Origin of the sequence: Streptomyces cacaoi (assembly GCF_006539165.1) — a bacterium.
GTDB classification, from domain to species: domain Bacteria; phylum Actinomycetota; class Actinomycetes; order Streptomycetales; family Streptomycetaceae; genus Streptomyces; species Streptomyces cacaoi.
Genome location: NZ_BJMM01000146.1, coordinates 1 through 2518, shown reverse-complemented (window position 1 = coordinate 2518; position 2518 = coordinate 1). Strand labels below are relative to the sequence as shown.

At 71.8% G+C, this 2518-nt stretch carries 2 protein-coding genes; both read right to left on the bottom strand.

Annotated features, from left to right (window positions below):
- Window positions 1-212 precede the first annotated feature (212 nt).
- Window positions 213-485 carry an acyl-CoA carboxylase epsilon subunit gene (locus tag SCA03_RS34625; RefSeq protein ID WP_078873508.1) on the bottom strand — a complete coding sequence of 91 codons (273 nt, stop codon included), beginning with the start codon at window positions 483-485 and terminating at the stop codon, window positions 213-215.
- A 205-nt stretch (window positions 486-690) separates the two neighbouring features.
- On the bottom strand, window positions 691-2301 hold the full coding sequence (locus tag SCA03_RS34620) for an acyl-CoA carboxylase subunit beta (protein WP_030893682.1): 1611 nt from the start codon (window positions 2299-2301) through the stop codon (window positions 691-693).
- Between the last annotated feature and the right edge of the window lie 217 nt (window positions 2302-2518).

Below are 2518 nucleotides of genomic sequence, written 5' to 3'. Positions count from 1 at the left end.
CGTGGGAAAACCTGGAGTTCCAGGTTTTCCCACGCCCCTCAGTCGTTCCGCCCCCTGCCCGGCGGCGCCCCCGGCCGTGCCCGGCGCTCCCGGCGCGACGGCGGCACACGCCGGTGCCCCCTGGCGTGAAGCCGCGGTTCCGGCAGGGAACGCGGAAGGGGCCGCCGGTCTCAACCGGCGGCCCCTGTACGGGAGTCGGCCCTCGGCGGCCGTCAGCCCTGCCAGCTGTGCGGGGCGCGGAAACCGTGCTGGCGCTCCAGCCTGCGCCAGCCCGCCTTCGCGGGGCGCGTACGGCGCACGGAGGTCTGCGTACGCCGGGTGGTGGCGGCGGCGCGGGCGAGCAGCAGCGCGGTGACCGCGGCCAGCTCCTCCTCGTTCGCCCGGCCCTTCTCGACCCGGACCAGGTTCACCTCCGCGGGCTGCGGGGCGGAGCCGGTGCTCGACGCGCCCGTACTGGCGGGCTCCTGGTCGTGAACGTTGCTCATGGCTTCTCCACGTTCGCTGAGTTTCTTCCTTGTGTGCCGGGCGTGCCCGGGCTGTCCGAGGTGCGCCGCGCACCGGGTGCGCCCGGGGTGACCCGCGCTCCTCGCCGGGGGCGGCGGCTCCCCGGGCCCGGGGAGCCGAGTCGATCACCGAACCGGCCGCCGGGCCGCCCGGCGCACGGGGACGGGCCCCGGTGCGCCGGACGGTTCACTGCGGTGGGTTGCCGTGCTTGCGCGAGGGCAGGTCGGCGTGCTTGCTGCGCAGCATCGCCAGGGAGCGGATGAGGACCTCGCGGGTCTCGGCCGGGTCGATCACGTCGTCCACGAGGCCGCGTTCGGCCGCGTAATAGGGGTGCATCAGCTCGGCCTTGTACTCCTTGACCATGCGGGCGCGCATGGCGTCGGGGTCGTCGGCCGCCGCGATCTGCCGCCGGAAGATCACATTCGCCGCGCCCTCGGCGCCCATGACCGCGATCTCGTTGGTGGGCCAGGCGTACGTCAGATCGGCCCCGATCGACTGGCTGTCCATGACGATGTAGGCCCCGCCGTACGCCTTGCGCAGCACCACGGAGATCCGCGGCACCGTGGCGTTGCAGTAGGCGTACAGCAGCTTGGCGCCGTGCCGGATGATGCCGCCGTGCTCCTGGTCGACGCCCGGCAGGAAGCCCGGCACGTCCAGCAGCGTGAGGATCGGGATGTTGAAGGCGTCGCACATCTGCACGAAGCGGGCGGCCTTCTCGCTCGCCTCGATGTCCAGCACACCGGCCAGGGACTGCGGCTGGTTGGCCACGATGCCGACGACCTCGCCGTCCATCCGGGCCAGCGTGCAGATGATGTTGGTCGCCCAGCGCTCGTGGACCTCCAGGAAGTCGCCCTCGTCGACGAGTTCCTCGATGACCTTGCGCATGTCGTAGGGGCGGTTGCCGTCCGCGGGCACCAGGTCGAGCAGGTCGTCGCCGCGCCGGTCGACCGGGTCCTCGGTCGGCTCGGCCGGCGGGTTCTCCCGGTTGTTCTGCGGCAGCAGCGACAGCAGGTAACGCACCTCTTCCAGGCACGTCTCCTCGTCGTCGTAGGCGAAGTGGCACACGCCCGAGGTCTCGGCGTGCACATCGGCACCGCCCAGGCCGTTCTGGGTCACCTCGGCGCCGGTCACCGCCTGCACGACGTCCGGCCCGGTGATGAACATCTGCGAGGTGTCGCGCACCATGAACACGAAGTCGGTCAGCGCGGGCGAGTACGCGGCGCCGCCGGCGCACGGGCCGAGCATCACCGAGATCTGCGGGATGACGCCGGACGCCTTGGTGTTGCGCTGGAAGATGCCGCCGTAGCCGGCCAGCGCGGCGACGCCCTCCTGGATCCGGGCGCCGGCGCCGTCGTTGAGCGACACCAGCGGCGCGCCCGCGGCGATCGCCTTGTCCATCAGCTTGTGGATCTTCGTGGCGTGTGCCTCGCCCAGCGCACCGCCGAAGATGCGGAAGTCGTGCGCGTAGACGAACACCGTCCGCCCGTGCACGGTGCCCCATCCGGTGATCACGCCGTCGGTGTAGGGCTTCTTGGCCTCCAGCCCGAACCCGGTGGCCCGGTGCCGCCGCAGCGGCTCCATCTCGCAGAAGCTGCCCTCGTCCAGCAGCAGCTCGATGCGCTCACGCGCCGTGAGCTTCCCCTTCGCGTGCTGTGCCTCGGTGGCCCGCTCACTCGGACCCGCCAGTACCTGCTCACGGATCGCGTGCAATTCGGCGACACGGCCGCGCGCGTCCTGCGGCGGCTCGACGGTGGCAGAGTCCTCGGCGCTCGACGAGGACGGCTGGGGATCGGTCATGTATAGACCCTACGAAACGGACCGGCTGATCGCCGTCGTGGGATTCGTACAGTCTCCGCAGCCGAATCATGGCCGTGCTGGACAGAACCCGACGATGCGGAGGCCATCACGCAGGGAAATCTCCCATCGAGGGGGTCCCGGGCTGTGGGAATCCCACAGCCGACGGCGGAAGAGCGGACGGACCGGCTCCGCACGGCACCGGCGGGCGGCCCGCCGG

Excerpts from the sequence above, each read along its gene's own strand:
- SCA03_RS34625 (WP_078873508.1), bottom strand. The coding sequence starts at position 485 with ATGAGCAACGTTCACGACCAGGAGCCCGCCAGTACGGGCGCGTCGAGC.
- SCA03_RS34620 (WP_030893682.1), bottom strand. The coding sequence starts at position 2,301 with ATGACCGATCCCCAGCCGTCCTCGTCGAGCGCCGAGGACTCTGCCACC.